Source organism: Pseudomonas sp. GW821-FHT02C04 (assembly GCF_059421845.1).
The window spans coordinates 547,929-567,584 of the sequence record NZ_JBWKVT010000004.1 but is presented as its reverse complement, the minus strand read 5'-3'; the positions used below and the strand labels follow the sequence as shown (position 1 = coordinate 567,584).

Here is a 19,656-nt window from a genome sequence, read left to right as displayed (position 1 = left end):
CCATGCGCCCGCGCAGCGCCAGGTCGTCCGTGCAACGCCGTCAGACTGAACACCTGACACGCGGCAGCTGGATAGCCCTGTTCGCCATGTTGATGATCTTCATCGGCCCGCTGATTTCTCAGTCGATGCCGATGGATCAGCACGCCTCGACATCCATGCCAATGAGCATGGACATGGCGGGCATGGATCATTCCGCGCATGAAGCAAAACCTTCGGCCGAACACTGTCCGCCGCAATCCTCGCACCATGTGCTGTGGGAAAAATGTGGCTATTGCAGCCTGCTGTTCAATTGCCCGGCGCTGACTGGCGGCGGCAGTTTTGCCACGTTCAGCATCGCCCACGTCAACACTTTCACCCCACCCTCCCCGCGTCTGGGCCATGCCCGGCAGACCTTCTTCCCCGGCGCCCGCACCCGCGCCCCGCCCGTCGCAGCGTAAACACCCACCTCTGATTGCACACGGTTGAGAAGACAGCTTCAGGCTGCCGGCCGTGTCGTTTACGACTGTTTGATGGAAATTGTCATGTCCAGGTTTTCTGCTGTCCCACGCTCGGGTTCTGCCCCGGCGTCCTTCGCCCTGAACGAATCCCGCGTTCGTTTCAGGCACGCTACCGCCGTCCTTTGCGGCGTCCTGCTGTCCCCGCTGGTCCACGCCGACGAACATGCCGGCCATGCTGACGAACTGAGCCCGACGGTGATCACCGCCATCGCCCCGAGTTCGCCGCTGACCATCGTCACCAACCCGAAAGACCCGCGCCAACCGGTGCCGGCCAGCGATGGCGGCGACTACCTGAAAACGATTCCCGGCTTCGCGCTGGTGCGCAACGGCGGCACCAACGGTGATCCGGTGCTGCGCGGCATGTTCGGTTCACGACTGAACATCCTCACCAACGGCAGCATGATGCTCGGCGCCTGCCCCGGCCGGATGGACGCGCCGACCTCGTACATCTCGCCCGAAACCTACGACAAACTCACCGTGATCAAAGGCCCGCAAACCGTGCTCTACGGACCGGGCGCATCGGCCGGCACAGTCCTGTTCGACCGCGAACCGGAAAGTTTCGGCGAACTCGGCACCCGCGTGAACGCCAGCGTGCTGGCCGGCTCCAACGGACGCTTCGACAAAGTCGTCGATGCGGCGGCCGGCGGCTCGCTGGGCTATGTGCGCGTGATCGGCAACACCGCGCACTCCGACGATTACCGCGACGGCAACAACGACACCGTCGCCTCGCGCTATGACAAGTGGAACGGCGATGTAGCGCTGGGCTGGACCCCGGACGCCGACACCCTGATCGAACTCACCGCCGGCAAGGGCGACGGCGAAGCACGCTACGCCGGGCGCGGCATGGATGGCTCGCAGTTCCTGCGCGAAAGCCTCGGTCTGCGCTTCGAAAAATCCAACATCACCGATGTGCTGGAGAAGCTCGAAGCGCAGGTCTACTACAACTACGCCGACCACGTGATGGACAACTACACCCTGCGCACGCCGTCCGGCACCGGGATGATGGCAGGTCCCATGGCGTCCAATGTCGACCGCCGCACCCTCGGTGCACGGATCAAGGCGACCTGGCGCTGGGCCGACATCCAGCTGATCACCGGCCTCGATGCGCAGACCAACGAACACCGTCAGCGCGCGGCCATGGGCATCGACGCCTACAAGGATCTGCCGCGCAACAAGGACGCCGACTTCCATAACTACGGGGTGTTCAGCGAACTGACGTGGTACGCCGCCGACCGTGACCGCCTGATCACTGGCGCCCGGGTCGACCGCGCCTCGGCCAAGGATTATCGGCAGAGCACCGGATCGGGAATGATGTCCCGCCCGAATCCGACTGCCGACGAAACCCGCGCCGACACCCTGCCGAGCGGCTTCGTGCGTTACGAGCATGATCTCGCCGACAGCCCGACCACGCTCTACGCCGGCCTCGGCCACGCGCAGCGGTTCCCGGACTACTGGGAGCTGTTTTCGCCCAAGTCCGGCCCGGCGGGTTCGGTCAATGCGTTCGATTCGATCAAACCGGAAAAAACCACTCAGCTCGACTTCGGCGTGAACTACAAGGACGCCGACCTCGAAGCCTGGGCCTCGGGCTACATCGGCGTGGTGCGCGACTACATCCTGTTCGACTACACCCCGACGATGATGGGCATGAGCACCTCCCGCGCCGAGAACATCGACGCGCGGATCATGGGCGGTGAACTCGGTGCAGCCTACAAACTCACCGACAACTGGAAAGCCGATGCGACCCTGGCCTACGCCTGGGGCAAGAACAGCAGCGACGGCAAGGCTCTGCCACAGATGCCGCCGCTGGACGCACGTTTCGGCCTGACCTACAGCGAAGACAACTGGAGCGCCGGCGCACTGTGGAGGGTGGTTGCCGCGCAAAACCGTATCGACCAGAACAAGGGCAACGTGGTCGGCAAGGATTACGACAAGAGTTCGGGCTTCGGCGTGTTCTCGCTCAACGGTGCCTACCGGATCAACAAACACTGGAAGGTCAGTACCGGCGTCGACAACCTGTTCGGCAAGGCTTACGCCGAACACCTCAACCTGGCGGGCAACGCCGGGTTCGGCTACCCGGCCAACGACCCGCAAGCCATCAATGAGCCGGGGCGCACGCTCTGGACCAAGGTGGACATGAGTTTCTAACCCTCAAGGGCACTCGCTCTCCTTGAGGGAGCGGGTGACAACAGACAACTAGAAGATCCAAGCCAAGCGGAGCACTCGTGATGAAACAGCCCAAACCGAATTTCTACAACCTGGCCTGGCGTTGGCATTTTTATGCCGGATTGTTCGTCGCGCCATTCATGGTGATGCTGGCCCTGACCGGCATCATTTACCTGTTCAAACCGCAGCTCGATTCGCTGATGTACAGCAGCCTGCTGAACGTCCCGGCCGGGCATCACACCGTGCCGGCCGATGACTTGCTGCAAAAGGTCAAAAGCGCTTACCCACAGGGCCAGGTCACCCAGTACCTGCCGCCAGCGAACGCCGAGCGCAGCGCGCAATTCGTGGTGAAGAACGCCGGCCATGAGCTGAACGTGTTTGTCGATCCGTACCACGGCGACATCCTCGGCGAGCAGGATGCCAAGCAGAACCTGCAAGCACTCGCCCGGGCGATCCACGGCGAACTGATGATCGGCACCGTCGGTGACCGACTGATCGAACTCGCCGCCGGCTGGGGCGTGGTGCTGGTGGTGTCCGGGGTTTTCCTGTGGTGGCCGCGAGGTCAGGCCGCCGGAATTCTGTGGCCACGCCTGAACAGTCGCGGTCGCGTGCTGTGGCGTGATCTGCACGCGGTCACCGGTTTCTGGGGCGCCGCGTTGCTGCTGGTGATGCTGCTCAGCGGCATGACCTGGACCGGGTTCTGGGGCAAGCAGTACGCCCAGGTGTGGAACGTGTTCCCGGCGGCGATGTGGGACAACGTGCCGACCTCCGACGTCGAGGCTGGCAGCCTCAACAACGCCGCCCGCCAGACCGTACCGTGGGCCATGGAAAACACCCCGATGCCGATGTCCGGCGACCACGCCGAACACATGGCCCACGGCGGCATGCAACACGGTCCCGCCGCGCCGATCATCAGCCTGCAGGATGTGCAGAACATCGCCATCGAGCGCAAGGTCGAGCCGGGCTACAGCATCACCCTGCCGACCACCGCGACCGGCGTGTTCACCATCGCCGTGTTCGCTGACGACCCACGCAACGACGCCACCCTGCACGTCGATCAGTACACCGGCAAAGTGTTGGCCGATGTACGTTTCGAGCAATACGGCGCTGTTGCCCGGGCTACCGAGATCGGCGTGATGCTCCACGAAGGCAAGATGTTCGGCACTTTCAATCAGATCATCGTGCTGCTGATCTGCCTGATGATCCTGCTCAGCGCCGTCAGCGGCGTGGTGATCTGGTGGAAGCGTCGCCCGCAAGGAAAATTCGGCGTACCGCCGCTGCGCCACGATCTGCCGAAATGGAAAACCGGCGTGGCGATCATGCTGGTTCTGGCGGTGGTGTTTCCACTGGTGGGCGCTTCGCTGGTGGTGGTGTGGTTGCTGGATCGGCTGCTGTTGTCGCGTCTGGGCCGGCAAACTGAATCTGCCTCAACTTCATCATGAAACAGGCGAGATGCGCGACCTAGACAGATCTTTAAACTGCCGGGGCTTAAACTCCGGCAATTTTTAGTGTTACTGTATAACACTAATTTGCTGCTCTGCCCGCAGCCATGCATTGCCATGAGCCTGCGGGCTTTTCTTTTGAAGAAGTGATTCACCGCCCCGATGAACAAGTACCTCTTGTCCAGCCTCTGCCTGTTCGCCCTGAACAACAGTGCCCACGCCGAAAACGCCGCGCTGACGCTGCCCACCGGCACCATCACGGCCCTGGCCAATGACGATCCAACTGTCAGCCTGACCACGCCGACCAGCGCCGGCTCGCGCCTGAACCTCAGCGCGATGGAAACCCCGGCCAGCGTCGAAAGCCTGAGCGGCGAGCAAATCCGCGCCCGTGGTGATCGCAGCGTGCAGGACGCGGTGTCGCGCAGCACCGGCATCAGTCGCACCGGCACGCCGGGCGATGGCGGCACCTCGTTGCAGGCCCGGGGTTTTACCGGGCAGAGTTCGGTGATGCAGTTGTATGACGGCAACCGCATGTACACCGGCATGGGCACCGTGACCTTTCCCGTCGACACCTGGTCGGTGGAGCGCGTCGATGTCCTGCGCGGCCCGGCCTCGGTGCTGTACGGCGAAGGCGCGACCGGCGCGGTGGTCAACGTGATCCCGAAGAAACCGTTCGAAGGCGAAATCGAAAACCACGTGCGCGTCGGTTACGGCTCGTTCGATAGCCAGCAACAGGCGTTCGACAGCGGCGGTTCGCTGACCGATACCCTGAGCTATCGCCTCAACCTCAATCGCCTGCGCAGCAATGGCTGGGTCGATCGCGGTGATTCGTCCAGCGACTTCATCAGCGCCGCCCTGCGCTGGCAGGCCACTGATGATCTGGCCTTCACCCTGGCTCACGATTACGGCGATCAGCGCCCGCAGAACTACTTCGGCACGCCGTTGATCAACGGCCAGTTGAAGGACAGCCTGCGCAACAAGAACTACAACGTGCGCGACGACAAGCAGCACTACAACGATCAATGGACGCGCCTGACCACGGATTGGCAGATCAACGATGCGGTCAGCGCCAGCAACGAGCTTTACTACCTCAAGGCCCAGCGCCGCTGGCAGAACGCCGAGAACTACAACTTCGATATCGCTAGCCAACAACTCAGCCGCAGCGGTTACTTCGGCATCGGCCACCAACAGGAACAGGTCGGCGACCGCCAGACCTTCACCTTCAAGCATTCACTGCTCGGCCTCTACAGCCAGACCGTGACCGGCGTCGACTACAACCGCATCCGCTTCCAGCTCGACAGCAACTCGCCGTTCAATGACGTATCGCCGAACGGTCAGCCGCTGGATCTGTATCACCCGCAAACCGGTTACTTCGAGAGCGCCGACCCGTATCGCGATCAGTTCGACAGCACCACCAGACAGATGTCGGTATTCGCCGAAAACCGCACACAACTGAGCGAGCGCTGGTCGCTGGTAACCGGTGTGCGCCGCGACTACGTGCACGTGGATCGCAACAACCTGGTCGACGGCAGCCAGAGCGACAAGACCCTGACCGGCAACAACTGGAAGGCCGGTCTGGTGTTTGCGCTGACGCAGGACACCTCGTTCTACGGTCAGGTCGCCACCAGTACCGACGGTATCGGCGGTTTGATCTCCCTGAGCCCGAGCCAGCAGCAATACGACTTGTCCACCGCGCGGCAAACCGAGATCGGCATGAAGCAGCTGTTCTGGGATCAGCGTGGCGAGTTCACGCTGGCGGCGTATCGCATCGTGAAGAAGAAGCTGCTGACCGACGATCCGGGCAACCCGACGCTCAAGCAGCAGGTCGGCCAGCAATCGTCGAACGGCCTGGAAGCCAGCCTCGATCTGCAACTGCCAAACGCCTGGCAACTGCAAGCCAACGCCGCCATCGTTAAAGCCAAGTACGACGATTTCGAAGAAGTGGTCGGCGGTGTGCCGGTGTCACGCAATGGCAATCGCCCGGTGGATGTGCCACGTCGCACGGCGAATTTGTGGCTGAGCAAAGCCATTACGGATGACGTGAAAGCCGGCGCCGGCGTGCGTTATGTCGATGCGCGCTTCGCCGACATGGCCAACCGCAACGAGCTGCCGAGCTACACCGTGGTCGACGCAACACTGTCGTGGAAAGCCCTGCGCAACACCACGCTGGGTCTGCAGGTGAACAATCTGTTTGACCGGACCTATGCGCAAAGCCAATACAATGAGGGCCAGCAGTGGATTCTGGGTGAGCCTCGTTCGTTCTTTGTCACAGCTGACTACACCTTCTAGAACAGGAACGAAATGACCTCCCTGACCCTCACCGACCTGAGATGGTCCCCCTTGGGCCACGACCACTGCCATCACCAGTTCCAGCTGCGTGACGCCTCGTTGCAAGTGGCCGCCGGTGAGTTCGTCGGGCTGATCGGGCCCAATGGCAGCGGCAAGACCAGCCTGTTGCGCTGCGCCTACCGCTTCAGCCAGCCGGAACACGGCGAGGTCAGGCTCGAACATCACAACGTCTGGAAACAATCCTCGCGCTGGTGCGCGCAACGTATCGCCGTGGTGCTACAGGAGTTTCCCGACGCCTTCGGCCTGACCGTCGAAGAAGTGGTCGCCATGGGCCGCACGCCGCACAAAGGCCTGTTCGACGGCGACACGCTGGAAGACCGCCAACTCGCCACTCAGGCCCTCAAGTCCGTGGGACTCGACGGCTTCGAAGATCATGCGTTCGCCACGCTCTCCGGTGGTGAAAAGCAACGCGTGATCCTCGCCCGTGCCCTGACCCAGCAACCGCAACTGCTGATCCTCGACGAGCCGACCAACCACCTCGACCCGCGCTATCAGCTGGAACTGCTGCAACTGGTCAAGCGTTTGCAGATCGGCACCCTGGCAAGCATTCACGACCTGAACCTCGCCGCCGCGTTCTGCGACCGTTTGTATGTGATCAACCACGGTCGCATCGTCGCCAGCGGCACCCCGCAAGAAGTCCTCACGGTTGAATTGCTGCGCGACGTGTTCGGCGTCGAAGCACTGATCGATTCCCACCCCCTCCACGGCTACCCGCGAATCACCTGGATAACCCGACCATGACTGTGCGTTCCCTGCTTTGCCTCGCTCTGTTGCTGGGCACCTCCCAAGCCTTCGCCGAGGCCACCAAGTACCCGCTGACGATCCACAGCTGCAACCGCGAAGTGACCTTCAAGGAAGCGCCGAAACACGCGGTCAGCCACGACATCAACATGACCCAGATGATGCTCGCCCTCGGCCTCAAGTCGAAGATGGCCGGCTACAGCGGCGTCAGTGGCTGGAAGTCGGTGACACCGGAAATGCAGTCGCTGCTCGATGGCCTGCCGGAACTGGCGGCCAAATACCCGTCGGTGGAAACCCTGCTCAACGCCAACGTCGACTTCTTCTTCGCCGGCTGGGATTACGGCATGCGCGTCGGTGGCGATCTCACGCCGCAGACCCTGCAACCGCTGGGCATCAACGTCTATGAGCTGACCGAGTCCTGCGCCTTCGTGATGAAGCGCCCCGCCGCCACGCTGGAAGATACCTACAACGACCTGCGCAACCTCGGAAAGATCTTCGACGTGCAGGATCGCGCCAACGCGCTGATCGCCGACATGCAAAGTCAGGTCGCGGACATCCGCAAAGACCTGCCCGCCGAGAAACCACGGGTGTTCCTGTACGACAGCGGCGAAGACCGCGCCATGACCTCCGGCCGCCTCGGCATGCCGCAAGCATTGATCGACGCCGCTGGCGGGCGCAACATTCTCGATGACGTCGATGCGAGCTGGACCCGGGTCAACTGGGAAACCATGGTCGAGCGCAATCCGCAGGTGATCGTGATCGTCGACTACAGCGAAATCACCGCCGAGCAGAAGATTGAATTTCTGCTGAAGAACAAGGCGCTGCAATCGGTGGACGCGATCAAAAACCAGCGCTTCATCGTCATCCCCTACGTGCAGGCCACGCCGGGGATCGACAACGTGCTCGCGGTCGAAACCCTGGCCAAAGGTTTCCACGGCGAATGATCAATCGTCGTTACGGCTGGCTGCTGATTACCCTCGGTGCGGTGCTGCTGGTGTCGTGCGTGGTGTCGCTGGGCTTCGGCCCGGCGCGGGTGCCGGTGGACGTGGTGTGGCGGATTCTGCTGCACAAGTTGTTCGGCTTCGGCGTGCCTGACTGGAGCGCCGGCCAGGAGCACATCGTCTGGCTGATCCGTGTGCCGCGCATGTTGCTCGGCGCATTGGTCGGCGCCGGTCTGGCGTTGATCGGCGCGGTGCTGCAAGCGGTCACCCGCAATCCGCTGGCCGATCCGCACCTGCTCGGCGTCACCTCCGGTGCGACCCTCGGCGCAGTGATCGTGGTACTGCACGTCGGCGAGATCGTCCGTCTGCTGACCTTGCCGATTGCCGCGTTTATCGGCGCGTTGTTGAGCATGTTTCTGGTGCTGGGCATCGCCAACCGTCACGGGCGACTGGACAGTGATCGCCTGCTACTGTGTGGCGTGGCGGTGTCGTTCGTGATGATGGCGATCGCCAACCTGCTGCTGTTCATGGGCGATCATCGCGCCAGTTCGGCGGTGATGTTCTGGATGCTCGGGGGCCTTGGTCTGGCGCGCTGGGAGTTGTTGGCTGTGCCGGCGCTCAGCGTGTTGCTCGGGCTGATTCTGCTGCTGGGCATGGCCCGGCCATTGAACGCTTTGATGGCTGGCGAACAGACTGCCGTCACCCTTGGCCTGAACGCGCGGGCAGTACGTCTGCGGGTGTTCGTGATTGCTTCGCTGATGACCGGGGTGCTGGTGTCGATCAGCGGCTCCATCGGGTTTGTCGGGCTGATGGTGCCGCACATTGCCCGGCGCCTGATCGGTGCCGAGCACCGGCGTCTGCTGCCGGTGTGCGTGTTGCTCGGCAGTGTGTTTCTGGTGTGGGTCGATGTCGCGGCGCGGACGCTGATCGCACCGGAAGACTTGCCGATCGGCGTTGCCACCGCAGCGCTCGGCGGGCTGTTTTTCATCGGCCTGATGCGCCGCCGCTGAGCCTGCCTTAGACTGCGCACCCGATTTTTCTCAGGATGAGTGTCATGTTGAAAGCAGCTGTTGTCGCGTTGTTGTTTGTGGGATCCAGCGCGGTGCTGGCCGATACGACCGTCGATGTCTCGAAGATCTACGGCAAGATCAAATTCGTCGACAGCTTCCCCGATTACAAGGTGAAGGTCGTGGACTCGTTTCCCGACCTCAAAGTGAAGAAAGTCGACTCGTTCCCGGACTCGGCCGGTAAATGGAAAACCGTCGACAGCTTTCCCGACTACAAAATCCAGATCGTTGATTCCTTCCCTGATTTCACCATCAAGTACGTCGATTCGTTCCCCGGTGTGAACTGAGTTCCACCCGACACTGCTGCCGCCTCGCGGCAGCACCACAATGAAGCACTTCCCCGCACCACCCCCTGCCGACTGTTCCCTCCTGGTGCGCCGCCCCTGCGCACAACCGCTCTAAACCGACCTTTTGCTGCCCGATCCCGACCGGGCACAGCCCTTGCAAAACACCCTTCAGTCGTTCGCATCTGCCAACCATAAAAAACTTTAACGTTCGTGGAGATCGCACAATGAAGCGTCGCAGTTTGATCAAGGCTTTCACACTCACGGCATCCATTGCCGCGATGGGCATGACCTGGACGGTACAGGCCGCCGAGACCATCAAGGTCGGGATTCTGCATTCGTTGTCCGGCACCATGGCGATCTCCGAAACATCGCTCAAAGACATGGCGTTGATGACCATCGACGAGATCAACGCCAAGGGCGGGGTGAACGGCAAGATGCTTGAACCAGTGGTGGTCGACCCGGCGTCGAACTGGCCGCTGTTCGCGGAAAAGGGCCGGCAGTTGCTGACGCAGGACAAGGTCGCGGTAGTGTTCGGTTGCTGGACCTCGGTGTCGCGCAAATCGGTGCTACCGGTGTTCGAAGAACTCAACGGCCTGCTGTTCTACCCGGTGCAATATGAAGGCGAAGAGATGTCGCCGAACGTGTTCTACACCGGCGCCGCACCGAACCAGCAAGCGATCCCGGCGGTTGAATACCTGATGAGCGAAGAAGGTGGCGGCGCCAAACGCTACTTCCTGCTCGGCACCGACTACGTGTACCCGCGCACCACCAACAAGATCCTGCGTTCGTTCCTGCATTCCAAAGGCGTAGCGGATAAAGACATCGAAGAGGTCTACACCCCGTTCGGCCATAGCGACTATCAAACCATCGTCGCCAACATCAAAAAATTCTCGGCCGGCGGCAGGACTGCTGTGATCTCCACCGTCAACGGTGACTCCAACGTGCCGTTCTACAAGGAACTGGCCAACCAGGGCCTGAAGGCTACCGACGTACCGGTGGTGGCGTTCTCGGTGGGCGAAGAAGAACTGCGCGGCATCGACACCAAGCCACTGGTGGGCAACCTCGCTGCCTGGAACTACTTCGAGTCGGTGGAGAACCCGGTGAACAAGAAGTTCGTCGATGACTGGAAGGCCTACGCGAAGAAACACAACCTGCCGGGCGCCGACAAAGCGGTGACCAACGACCCGATGGAAGCCACTTACGTCGGCATTCACATGTGGGCGCAAGCAGCTGAGAAAGCCAAGTCCACCGACGTCGACAAGGTCCGCGAAGCCCTCGGCGGCCAGACCTTCGCCGCGCCGTCCGGCTACACCCTGACCATGGACAAGACCAACCACCACCTGCACAAACCGGTGATGATCGGCGAGATCCAGGCCGACGGTCAGTTCAACGTGGTGTGGCAGACCGAGGGGCCGATTCGTGCGCAGCCTTGGAGTCCGTTCATTCCGGGGAATGACAAGAAGCCGGAGTATGCGGTGAAGAGCAACTGAGTTAACCCGCTCAACCTGATCGTTCCCACGCTCTGCGTGGGAATGCAGCCGGGGACGCTCTGCGTCCCAAAAGCGGACGCGGAGCGTCCGTTGAGGCATTCCCACGCAGAGCGTGGGAACGATCAATACAGGAACGCCCGTTATGCCCACTGCCCTATACCGTTTGCTCCTGGCCGTCGCACTTTTGCTGCCGATGGCCGCCTATGCCGGGGATGCCGAAGACTTCGTCGCCGCCAACCCCATGCAACAGGCCAAACTGCTGGAAGCCTGGGCCGCGCAGCCCGATCCGGCCCGTGTCGAACTGATCAACGCCCTGCAACAAGGCGAACTGACCGTCGACGGCCAACCCAAAACCCTGCGCCTGAACAACCGCCTGCGAGGTCTGATCGACACCGCACTGGCCAGCCACCAATTGCTCGCCGCCGACGCCAAAACCCGTCTGACTGCCGCGCAGCAATTGCAGAAAAGCGCCAAACCCGCGCAGCTGAAATTCCTCGACCAGCAACTGGCTGGCGAAAAAGATGAAAACGTCCACGCCGCCCTGAGCCTGGCGCTGGCCAACCTGCAACTGGTCGACACTGACCCGGCAGTGCGCCTCGCGGCCGTGCGGCTGCTCGGTGAAACCGGCGACCCGTTGGCCCGCACTCGCCTCGAAGGTTTGCTCGAACCCGGCGTCGAGGCTGACGCCAATGTGCGCACCGCCGCCGAAACCAGCCTCGCCCAGGTCAAGCGCAAACTGCTGATCGGCGAACTGCTCGGCCAGGCCTTCAGCGGCATGTCCCTCGGTTCGATTCTGTTGCTCGCGGCGCTGGGGCTGGCGATCACCTTCGGCCTGCTGGGTGTGATCAACATGGCCCACGGCGAGATGCTGATGCTCGGTGCCTACTCGACTTACGTCGTGCAGTTGATGTTCCAGCGCTACGCACCGCAGGCCATCGAGTTCTATCCGCTGATCGCGCTGCCGGTGGCGTTCTTCGTCACCGCCGCCATCGGCATGGCACTGGAGCGCACGGTGATTCGCCATCTCTACGGCCGGCCGCTGGAAACCCTGCTCGCCACCTGGGGCATCAGCCTGATGCTGATTCAGCTGGTGCGTCTGGTGTTCGGTGCGCAGAACGTTGAAGTGGCGAACCCGGCATGGCTGTCCGGCGGGATTCAGGTGTTGCCGAATCTGGTGCTGCCGTACAACCGCATCGTGATCATCGCCTTCGCATTGTTCGTAGTGGTGCTGACCTGGCTGCTGCTGAACAAGACCCGCCTCGGTCTGAACGTGCGCGCCGTCACCCAGAACCGCAACATGGCCGCCTGCTGCGGCGTGCCCACCGGTCGCGTCGACATGCTCGCCTTCGGCCTCGGCTCGGGCATCGCCGGGCTCGGCGGCGTGGCGCTGAGCCAGATCGGCAACGTCGGCCCGGACCTGGGCCAGAGCTACATCATCGACTCATTCCTGGTGGTGGTGCTTGGCGGCGTCGGGCAACTGGCCGGCAGCGTGTTCGCCGCGTTCGGCCTGGGCATCGCCAACAAGATTCTCGAACCGCAGATCGGTGCGGTGCTCGGCAAGATCCTGATCCTCGCGCTGATCATTCTGTTCATCCAGAAACGTCCGCAAGGCCTCTTCGCACTGAAAGGACGGGTGATCGACTGATGAACCAGCCTCTACTCGTAACGGCCACGCAAAAGGCCGGCCCGAAAATCTCCATCGCTGTCGGTGCCGTTGTTCTCGCGTTGCTGATCGCCCTGCCGCTGCTCTCGTTGTTGCCGGCGGACAGTGCGCTGCAGGTTTCGGCTTACACCCTGACGCTGGTCGGCAAGATTCTCTGCTACGCCATCGTCGCCCTGGCGCTGGATCTGGTCTGGGGTTACGCAGGTCTCTTGTCGCTGGGCCACGGTCTGTTCTTCGCCCTCGGCGGTTATGCGATGGGCATGTACCTGATGCGTCAGGCGGCCGGCGATGGCCTGCCGGCGTTCATGACGTTCCTGTCGTGGACCGAGTTGCCGTGGTACTGGAGCGGTACCGGCAACTTTCTCTGGGCGATGTGCCTGGTGGTGCTGGCGCCGGGTTTGCTGGCGCTGGTGTTCGGTTTCTTCGCCTTCCGCTCGCGGATCAAAGGCGTGTATTTCTCGATCATGACCCAGGCCCTGACCTTCGCCGGGATGCTGCTGTTTTTCCGCAACGAGACCGGCTTCGGCGGTAACAACGGCTTTACCAATTTCCGCACGATCCTCGGTTTCGGCATCACCGAACCCGGCACCCGCGCGGTGCTGTTTCTGGCGACGGTGTTGCTGCTGGTGGCGAGCCTGTTCATCGGCTGGCGGCTCGCGCGCAGCAAGTTCGGCCGGGTGCTGACAGCGCTTCGCGATGCGGAAAACCGCCTGATGTTCTGCGGCTACGACCCACGGGGTTTCAAGCTGTTCGTCTGGGTCTTGAGCGCGGTGTTGTGTGGTCTGGCCGGTGCGCTGTACGTGCCGCAGGTGGGGATCATCAACCCGAGCGAAATGTCGCCGACCAACTCGATCGAGGCCGCCGTGTGGGTAGCGCTGGGCGGGCGCGGCACCCTGATCGGCCCGCTGCTCGGCGCCGGCGTGGTCAACGGTATGAAGAGCTGGTTCACCGTGGCCTTCCCCGAATACTGGCTGTTCTTCCTCGGCGCACTGTTCATCGTCGTGACGTTGTACCTGCCCAAAGGCGTGATCGGTCTGCTGAAGAAACGAGGTGAATCATGAGAGTCACGGCGAGCGCTGAATTCATGCTGGAACCGGCCTTCTTCCCGCCGCTGGAACCGAACAAGGACGCCGGCACCAGCCGTGACGCTGTCGGCCTCGGCCAGCGCGTGGGGCCTGGGCTGAACACCCTTCACGGCACGATCCTGACCCTGGAAGACATCAGCGTCAGCTTCGACGGCTTCCGGGCGCTGAACGCTCTGAACCTGTACATCGGCGTCGGCGAATTGCGCTGCATCATCGGTCCCAACGGCGCGGGCAAGACCACGCTGATGGATGTGATCACCGGCAAGACCCGCCCGAGTCATGGCAAGGCCTGGTTCGGCGAAACCCTCGACCTGACGCAGATGAGCGAAGTGCAGATCGCCCAGGCCGGTATCGGTCGCAAGTTCCAAAAACCCACGGTGTTCGAAGCGTTGAGCGTGTTCGAGAACCTGGAGCTGGCGCAGAAAACCGACAAGTCGGTGTGGGCCAGTCTGCGGGCGAAGTTGAGCGGCGAGCAGAAAGACCGGATCAGCGAAGTGCTCGACACCATTCGCCTGACCACCTCGGTCAATCGCCCGGCGGGGCTGCTGTCCCACGGGCAGAAACAGTTTCTGGAAATCGGCATGTTGCTGATGCAGGACCCGCAACTGCTGCTGCTCGACGAACCGGTGGCGGGCATGACCGATGCCGAAACCGAGTTCACCGCCGAGCTGTTCAAGTCGCTGGCGGGCAAGCATTCGCTGATGGTGGTGGAACACGACATGGGCTTCGTCGGCTCGATTGCCGACCACGTCACGGTGTTGCATCAGGGCAGCGTGCTGGCCGAAGGATCGCTGGAACAGGTGCAGGACAACGAGCGCGTGATCGAAGTCTATCTCGGGCGCTGAAGAGGAATTCCAACATGCTGCAAGTCGACAAACTGCACCAGTACTACGGCGGTAGCCACATCTTGCGCGGCCTGAGCTTTGACGTGAAGGTCGGCGAAGTGACCTGCCTGCTCGGCCGTAACGGCGTGGGCAAGACCACGCTACTCAAATGCCTGATGGGCCTGTTGCCGGCCAAGGAAGGCGCGGTGAACTGGGAAGGCAAACCGATCACCACGTTCAAGCCGCATCAACGGGTGCACGCCGGGATCGCCTACGTGCCGCAGGGACGGGAGATTTTCGGCCGACTGACCGTGGAAGAGAACCTGCTGATGGGTCTGTCGCGTTTCCCCGGCAGCGAAGCCAAAGAGGTTCCCGCGTTCATCTACGAACTGTTCCCGGTGCTGTTGCAAATGAAGCAACGACGCGGCGGCGATCTGTCCGGCGGTCAGCAACAACAACTCGCCATCGGCCGCGCACTGGCCAGCCGTCCACGGCTGCTGATTCTCGACGAACCCACCGAAGGCATTCAGCCGTCGGTGATCAAGGAAATCGGCGCGGTGATCAAAAAGCTCGCCGCCCGAGGCGACATGGCAATCCTGTTGGTGGAGCAGTTCTACGACTTCGCCGCCGAACTGGCCGATCAGTACCTGGTGATGTCCCGGGGCGAGATCGTGCAGCAGGGCCGTGGCGAAAATATGGAAAGCGAGGGTGTGCGCGGACTGGTTACGATCTAACCTGTAGCGTCCTAACGATAATCAGAAAACATGAACTTACCTTTAGCGACTGCCCTGTTTACCCCGAGCTGGCACGCCGAGCTTGAGCTGGCCTACGCCCGCTTCGGCGATTGCACGCGGCCGACCCGACGCCGACACCTCGGCCCGCTGCGGGTGCAAAAGCATCTGTACGCCGAAGGACCCGAGGTCTGCCAGCACATCATCGTCCACCCGCCGGGCGGCATTGCCGGCGGTGACCGGCTGAACATCAGCGCCCGCGTCGAACAGGGCGCCTGGGCACAGATCACCAGTCCCGGCGCGGCCAAGTGGTATCGCGCGGCGGGGTCCGCTTATCAGTCGCTGAACCTGCATGTCGCTGATGGCGCGACACTGGAATGGCTGCCCCAGGAAACCATCGTCTACAGCGCTGCCCAGGCGGAGCTCTCGACTTCGATTGAGCTTGAAGGCGATGCGCGGCTGTTTTACTGGGACGTGGTGGCCCTCGGGCGCCCGGCCAGTGGTGAGCGTTTCGACCTCGGGCATTTCCAGGCACATCTGGATATTCGCCGTGATGGCCGGCTGTTGTGGCATGAACGCCAGCGCATCGTCGGCAATGACGGCTTGCTTGATTCGCCGATCGGACTGGACGGTAATCCGGTGTTTGCGACGTTGCTGGTCACCGGTGAGATTGATGCCGAACTACTGGAGCGCTGCCGCTCGCTGGGGCATGAAGTGCGCGGGGATTTGACGCAATTGCCTGGTCTTTTGGTCGCCCGTTGCCTGGCCAGTGAAGCGTTGCTGGCGCGGGCCTGGCTGATCGATCTGTGGCGACTGCTCAGGCCTGCGCTGCTTGGCCGTGAAGCCCTGCCTCCCCGAATCTGGAACACCTGATTTTCTTCAACTGCCGACAATGGATTTCAAACGATGGACCTGACCCCACGCGAAAAAGACAAGCTGCTGATCTTCACCGCCGGCCTCGTTGCCGAGCGGCGACTGGCCCGTGGCGTGAAGCTCAACTACCCGGAAGCCATGGCCTTCATCTCGGCGGCACTGCTCGAAGGCGCCCGTGACGGCCAGACCGTGGCCGAACTGATGCATTACGGCACCACCCTGCTGACCCGCGATCAGGTGATGGAAGGCATCCCGGAAATGATCCCGGAGATCCAGGTCGAAGCGACGTTTCCCGACGGCACCAAACTGGTCACCGTCCACCAACCGATCGTCTGAGGCCGCGCCATGACTTACACCATCCGCGATGCACTGCACGCCGACCTGCCGGCGATCCGCGACATCTACAACGACGCCGTGCTCAACACCACGGCGATCTGGAACGAATCCCCGGTCGACCTCGGCAACCGTCAGGCGTGGTTCAGCGCACGCCAGAGTCAGGGCTATCCGATCCTGGTGATCGTCGACGCCGACAACACCACCCTCGGCTACGCTTCGTTCGGTGACTGGCGGCCGTTCGACGGTTTCCGTCACACGGTCGAGCACTCGGTCTACGTGCGCAGCGACCAGCGCGGCAATGGGCTCGGCCCGCAACTGATGACCGCGCTGATCGAACGCGCGAGAACCTGCGGCAAACACATCATGGTCGCCGCCATCGAAAGCGGCAACGCGGCGTCGATCCGTCTGCACGAACGCGCCGGGTTCATCATCACCGGGCAGATGCCGCAGGTCGGCACCAAGTTCGGCCGCTGGCTCGACCTGACGTTCATGCAACTGACCCTCAACCCTGGCGCGGAGCCGCCGCTCGCCAACAAGGAGTGACACCGATGAACCCCGCCCAACTGCGACGCGTCAATGCTGAAAGTTTTGCGCACTATCGTCAGGGCCTGATCGACCTGCTGCTCGACGCCGTGGGGTATGGCGCCAGCGTCGGCTTCATGGCCGATCTGGATGCCACTCAGGCCCGCGCCTATTTCGATGAAGTGCAGGACAACCTGAACAAGGGCAACGTCTTGCTGTGGGTGGTGGTCAAGGACGAACAGGTGCAGGCCAGCGTGCAACTGGGTCTGTGCCAGAAGGCCAACGGCCTGAACCGCGCCGAGGTGCAGAAACTGCTGGTACGCGAACACGCCCGGCGGCGCGGCCTCGGCCAGCAGTTGATGGAAGCGCTGGAACTGACGGCCCGCCAGTACAAGCGCGGCATGCTCTACCTCGACACCGAGGCCGGCTCCCCCGCCGAAGATTTCTACAAGGCCCTGGGTTACACCCGCGCCGGGGAAATTCCCGATTACGCCTGCGACCCGAGCGGCACCTATCGCCCGACAGCCCTCTACTACAAGATTCTGCAAGGAGCCCACTGATGATTCCCGGCGAATACCGAATCCAGCCCGGCGACATCGAACTCAACGTCGGTCGTCGCACGATCAGCCTGAAAGTGGCGAACAGCGGCGACCGGCCGATCCAGGTCGGTTCGCACTACCATTTTTTCGAGACCAACGACGCCCTGACCTTCGACCGCGCCGCCAGCCGGGGCATGCGCCTGAACATTCCAGCGGGCACGGCCGTGCGTTTCGAGCCGGGCCAGAGCCGCGAAGTGGAACTGGTGGATTACGCCGGGCACCGGCGGGTGTTCGGGTTTGCCGGACGGGTCATGGGGGACCTCTGAGTCCGCGTGTGCCGTTATTTCTCTGAAGGACGCTAGATGAAGATTTCCAGACAAGCCTACGCCGACATGTTCGGCCCCACCGTCGGCGACAAGGTGCGCCTGGCCGACACCGAGCTGTGGATCGAAGTCGAGCAAGACTTCACCACCTACGGCGAAGAAGTGAAATTCGGCGGCGGCAAAGTGATCCGCGACGGCCAGGGCCAGAGCCAGTTGCTGGCGGCCGAAGTGGTCGACACTGTCATCACCAACGCGCTGATCATCGACCACTGGGGCATCGTCAAGGCTGACGTCGGCCTCAAGGACGGACGCATCGCCGCCATCGGCAAGGCCGGCAACCCGGACGTGCAGCTCGGCGTGACCATCGCCATCGGCGCCAGCACCGAAGTAATTGCCGGCGAAGGCATGATCCTCACCGCCGGCGGCATCGACACCCACATCCACTTCATCTGCCCGCAGCAGATCGAAGAAGCACTGATGAGCGGCGTCACCACCATGATCGGCGGCGGTACGGGGCCGGCTACCGGCACCAACGCAACGACCTGCACTTCGGGACCGTGGCACCTGGCGCGGATGCTCCAGGCGGCCGATGCGTTCCCGATGAACATCGGCCTCACCGGCAAGGGCAACGCCAGCCTGCCGGAGCCGTTGATCGAACAGGTCAAGGCCGGCGCCATCGGCCTCAAGCTGCACGAAGACTGGGGCACCACGCCGGCGAGCATCGACAATTGCCTGAGCGTCGCCGACCAGTACGACGTGCAGGTGGCGATCCACACCGACACCCTCAACGAATCCGGTTTCGTCGAAACCACCCTCGGCGCATTCAAGGGTCGCACCATCCACACCTACCACACCGAAGGTGCCGGTGGCGGTCACGCGCCGGACATCATCAAGGCCTGCGGTTTCGCCAACGTGCTGCCGAGCTCGACCAACCCGACCCGGCCGTTCACCCGCAACACCATCGACGAACACCTCGACATGCTGATGGTCTGCCACCACCTCGACCCGAGCATCGCCGAAGATGTGGCGTTCGCCGAAAGCCGTATCCGCCGCGAAACCATTGCCGCCGAAGACATCCTCCACGACCTCGGCGCGTTCTCGATGATCAGCTCCGACAGCCAGGCCATGGGCCGCGTCGGCGAAGTCATCACGCGCACCTGGCAGACCGCCGACAAGATGAAAAAGCAGCGCGGGCCGCTACCTAAGGACGGCGAAGGCAACGACAACTTCCGCGCCAAACGCTACATCGCCAAGTACACGATCAACCCGGCGATCACCCACGGCATCAGCCATGAAGTGGGTTCGGTGGAAGTCGGCAAATGGGCGGACCTGGTGCTGTGGCGCCCGGCGTTCTTCGGCGTGAAACCGACGCTGATCCTCAAGGGCGGCGCCATCGCCGCGAGCCTGATGGGCGACGCCAACGCCTCGATCCCGACCCCGCAACCGGTGCATTACCGCCCGATGTTCGCCAGTTACGGTGGCTCGTTGCATGCCACCAGTCTGACGTTCATCAGCCAGGCAGCGCAGGAATCCGGATTGCCCGAAGCGCTGGGCTTGAAGAAGAAAATCGCGGTGGTCAAAGGTTGCCGCAACGTGCAGAAAACCGACCTGATCCACAACGATTACCTGCCGAACATCGACGTCGACCCGCAGACCTATCAGGTCAAGGCCGACGGCGTGTTGCTCTGGTGTGAACCGGCCGAAACCCTGCCGATGGCGCAGCGTTACTTTCTGTTCTGAGTCAGTGCCCCGGTCGTCGAGGCTTTCGACGACCGGGACTGCC

At 62.5% G+C, this 19,656-nt stretch carries 19 protein-coding genes; all 19 read left to right on the top strand.

The features are described 5' to 3' along the window. The first annotated feature begins 2 nt into the window (after nucleotides 1–2). The 19 genes from AC07VV_RS18175 to ureC all read left to right on the top strand — a co-directional run bounded on the left by AC07VV_RS18175 (nucleotide 3) and on the right by ureC (nucleotide 19,613). Nucleotides 3–437, top strand: a complete 435-nt coding sequence (locus tag AC07VV_RS18175) for a DUF2946 domain-containing protein (protein ID WP_495037005.1) — start codon at nucleotides 3–5, stop codon at nucleotides 435–437. 84 nt (nucleotides 438–521) lie between these two features. Continuing rightward, a complete protein-coding gene (locus AC07VV_RS18170; protein ID WP_495037004.1) occupies nucleotides 522–2,642 on the top strand; it encodes a TonB-dependent copper receptor in 2,121 nt (706 codons plus the stop codon). Nucleotides 2,643–2,722: 80 nt separating this feature from the next. Continuing rightward, nucleotides 2,723–4,102, top strand: a complete 1,380-nt coding sequence (locus tag AC07VV_RS18165; protein WP_495037003.1) for a PepSY-associated TM helix domain-containing protein — start codon at nucleotides 2,723–2,725, stop codon at nucleotides 4,100–4,102. Nucleotides 4,103–4,264: 162 nt separating this feature from the next. Then, nucleotides 4,265–6,391 carry a TonB-dependent receptor gene (locus AC07VV_RS18160; RefSeq protein WP_495037002.1) on the top strand — a complete coding sequence of 709 codons (2,127 nt, stop codon included), beginning with the start codon at nucleotides 4,265–4,267 and terminating at the stop codon, nucleotides 6,389–6,391. 12 nt (nucleotides 6,392–6,403) lie between these two features. Further along, a complete protein-coding gene (locus AC07VV_RS18155) occupies nucleotides 6,404–7,192 on the top strand; it encodes an ABC transporter ATP-binding protein (protein WP_495037001.1) in 789 nt (262 codons plus the stop codon). Then, nucleotides 7,189–8,136, top strand: coding sequence for an ABC transporter substrate-binding protein (locus AC07VV_RS18150; protein ID WP_495037000.1), 948 nt, complete (start codon nucleotides 7,189–7,191; stop codon nucleotides 8,134–8,136). The genes AC07VV_RS18155 and AC07VV_RS18150 overlap by 4 nt, the downstream gene beginning before the upstream one ends. Beyond that, on the top strand, nucleotides 8,133–9,143 hold the full coding sequence (locus AC07VV_RS18145; protein WP_495036999.1) for a FecCD family ABC transporter permease: 1,011 nt from the start codon (nucleotides 8,133–8,135) through the stop codon (nucleotides 9,141–9,143). The genes AC07VV_RS18150 and AC07VV_RS18145 overlap by 4 nt, the downstream gene beginning before the upstream one ends. Nucleotides 9,144–9,187: 44 nt before the next feature. Continuing rightward, nucleotides 9,188–9,487 (top strand): 7(1) septoil knot domain-containing protein, encoded by a 300-nt coding sequence (locus AC07VV_RS18140; RefSeq protein ID WP_096819766.1) that lies wholly within the window; start codon nucleotides 9,188–9,190, stop codon nucleotides 9,485–9,487. Between the two features lie 224 nt (nucleotides 9,488–9,711). Next, nucleotides 9,712–10,977: an urea ABC transporter substrate-binding protein gene (urtA, locus tag AC07VV_RS18135; protein ID WP_495036998.1), complete on the top strand. Its 1,266-nt coding sequence runs from the start codon at nucleotides 9,712–9,714 to the stop codon at nucleotides 10,975–10,977. A gap of 142 nt (nucleotides 10,978–11,119) precedes the next feature. Continuing rightward, a complete protein-coding gene (gene urtB / locus AC07VV_RS18130; RefSeq protein ID WP_495036997.1) occupies nucleotides 11,120–12,622 on the top strand; it encodes an urea ABC transporter permease subunit UrtB in 1,503 nt (500 codons plus the stop codon). After that, on the top strand, nucleotides 12,622–13,701 hold the full coding sequence (gene urtC / locus AC07VV_RS18125) for an urea ABC transporter permease subunit UrtC (RefSeq protein ID WP_495036996.1): 1,080 nt from the start codon (nucleotides 12,622–12,624) through the stop codon (nucleotides 13,699–13,701). The genes urtB and urtC overlap by 1 nt, the downstream gene beginning before the upstream one ends. After that, nucleotides 13,698–14,570, top strand: coding sequence for an urea ABC transporter ATP-binding protein UrtD (gene urtD / locus AC07VV_RS18120; RefSeq protein WP_495036995.1), 873 nt, complete (start codon nucleotides 13,698–13,700; stop codon nucleotides 14,568–14,570). The genes urtC and urtD overlap by 4 nt, the downstream gene beginning before the upstream one ends. Nucleotides 14,571–14,584: 14 nt before the next feature. Continuing rightward, nucleotides 14,585–15,283 carry an urea ABC transporter ATP-binding subunit UrtE gene (urtE, locus tag AC07VV_RS18115; protein WP_432218434.1) on the top strand — a complete coding sequence of 233 codons (699 nt, stop codon included), beginning with the start codon at nucleotides 14,585–14,587 and terminating at the stop codon, nucleotides 15,281–15,283. A 30-nt stretch (nucleotides 15,284–15,313) separates the two neighbouring features. After that, on the top strand, nucleotides 15,314–16,153 hold the full coding sequence (locus tag AC07VV_RS18110; RefSeq protein WP_495036994.1) for an urease accessory protein UreD: 840 nt from the start codon (nucleotides 15,314–15,316) through the stop codon (nucleotides 16,151–16,153). Between the two features lie 33 nt (nucleotides 16,154–16,186). Then, a complete protein-coding gene (gene ureA, locus AC07VV_RS18105) occupies nucleotides 16,187–16,489 on the top strand; it encodes an urease subunit gamma (protein ID WP_007950602.1) in 303 nt (100 codons plus the stop codon). A gap of 9 nt (nucleotides 16,490–16,498) precedes the next feature. Continuing rightward, nucleotides 16,499–17,032 (top strand): GNAT family N-acetyltransferase, encoded by a 534-nt coding sequence (locus tag AC07VV_RS18100; RefSeq protein WP_495036993.1) that lies wholly within the window; start codon nucleotides 16,499–16,501, stop codon nucleotides 17,030–17,032. 5 nt (nucleotides 17,033–17,037) lie between these two features. Beyond that, nucleotides 17,038–17,571 (top strand): GNAT family N-acetyltransferase, encoded by a 534-nt coding sequence (locus tag AC07VV_RS18095; RefSeq protein WP_102620108.1) that lies wholly within the window; start codon nucleotides 17,038–17,040, stop codon nucleotides 17,569–17,571. Further along, nucleotides 17,571–17,876: an urease subunit beta gene (locus AC07VV_RS18090; protein WP_096819774.1), complete on the top strand. Its 306-nt coding sequence runs from the start codon at nucleotides 17,571–17,573 to the stop codon at nucleotides 17,874–17,876. Before AC07VV_RS18095 ends, AC07VV_RS18090 begins: the two co-directional genes overlap by 1 nt. A 36-nt stretch (nucleotides 17,877–17,912) precedes the next feature. Beyond that, the gene (gene ureC / locus AC07VV_RS18085; protein WP_495036992.1) at nucleotides 17,913–19,613 is read left to right on the top strand and encodes an urease subunit alpha; all 1,701 of its coding nucleotides are present in this window, start codon (nucleotides 17,913–17,915) and stop codon (nucleotides 19,611–19,613) included. Nucleotides 19,614–19,656 lie beyond the last annotated feature (43 nt).